Source organism: Streptomyces sp. NPDC002574 (genome assembly GCF_042889545.1).
In the GTDB taxonomy this organism is placed as follows: domain Bacteria; phylum Actinomycetota; class Actinomycetes; order Streptomycetales; family Streptomycetaceae; genus Actinacidiphila.
The window spans coordinates 1-1,508 of sequence record NZ_JBIARB010000034.1 but is presented as its reverse complement, the minus strand read 5'-3'; the positions used below and the strand labels follow the sequence as shown (position 1 = coordinate 1,508).

Annotated in this window: 1 protein-coding gene; it reads left to right on the top strand. The window is 68.0% G+C overall.

Annotated elements, in window-relative coordinates:
* The first annotated feature begins 262 nt into the window (after nt 1-262).
* The gene (locus ACFYXS_RS39555) at nt 263-1,456 is read left to right on the top strand and encodes an IS110 family transposase (protein WP_389256656.1); all 1,194 of its coding nucleotides are present in this window, start codon (nt 263-265) and stop codon (nt 1,454-1,456) included.
* The last annotated feature ends 52 nt before the right edge of the window (nt 1,457-1,508 follow it).

The window sequence follows — 1,508 nt, the reverse complement described above, 5'->3', positions numbered from 1 at the left end:
CCGTTATCTTTTTCGCGGTCCTGCAATGGGGCCGCTGGCCTCCGGGCCCGGTATGACTGTTGCCCCCTGTCGTAGGTATGACCTGGGGGGTGGTGTCGCCGGGTCCGAGGGGTGCCGTCGGAGACGCTGATCAGAGGCCCGACCACCGCCCTGCCGGGCGCAATGCCCGGCCACCTGAGGGGCGGCAGGTCTGCATAACGTGGATGCGCGCGAACGGACCCACTGCCGAGGTCGGCACCGGATCGAATCATGTGGGGGCACGGTGATCGAGATCGGCGAGGTGGGCGTCTTCCTCGGCCTGGACGTCGGCAAGAGCGCGCATCACGGCCACGGGCTGACCCCGGCCGGGAAGAAAGTCTTCGACAAGCCGCTGGCCAACAGCGAACCGAAGCTGCGGGCCGTATTCGACAAGCTCCGGGACAAGTTCGGCACCGTCCTGGTGATCGTGGACCAGCCCGCTTCTATCGGCGCTCTCCCACTCGCCGTCGCCCGCGAGACGGGCTGCCAGGTCGCTTACCTGCCCGGACTCGCCATGCGGCGGATCGCCGACCTCTACCCCGGCGAGGCCAAGACCGACGCCAAGGACGCGGCCGTCATCGCGGACGCAGCCCGCACCATGCCCCACACCCTGCGATCTTTGGAACTGACCGACGAGGTCACCGCCGAACTCACCATGCTCGTCGGTTTCGACCAAGACCTCGCCGCCGAAGCGACCCGCACATCCAACCGCATCCGCGGCCTGCTCACCCAGTTCCACCCCAGCCTGGAACGCGTCCTGGGCCCACGCCTGGACCACACGGCCGTCACCTGGCTCCTCGAACGCCACGGATCCCCGCAGGCTCTGCGGAAAGCCGGCCGGCGCAAACTCGTCGAGGTCATCCGCCCCAGAGCACCACGCATGGCCACCCGGCTCATCGACGACGTCTTCGACGCCCTCGACGAACAAACCGTCGTCGTTCCCGGCACCGGCACCCTCGACGTGATCGTGCCCTCGCTGGCCAGATCACTGGCCGCCGTCCACGAACAACGCCGGGCCATCGAAGCCCAGATCGCCACCCTGCTGGAGGCCCACCCTCTTGCCGAGGTCCTGACCTCGATGCCCGGCATCGGCGTCAGGACCGCCGCAGTCCTCCTGACCACCATCGGCGACGGCAGCTCGTTCCCGAGCGCCGCCCACCTCGCCTCCTACGCCGGCCTCGCACCCACGACCAAGCAGTCCGGAACCTCGATCCACGGCGAACACGCCCCCAGAGGAGGAAACCGGCAACTCAAACGCGCGATGTTCCTCTCCGCCTTCGCCGCCCTCCACGACCCCGCATCCCGCACTTACTACGACCGCTGCCGAGCCCGAGGCAAAACCCACACCCAAGCCCTCCTCCGCCTCGCCCGCCAACGCATCAGCGTGCTCTTTGCGATGCTCCGAGACGGAACCTTCTACGAACCGCGCCTCTCCTAAACAACCGTCGCATGACCAGCTCAGGCTTGCCGAAGGACATAGAGGCACCCCC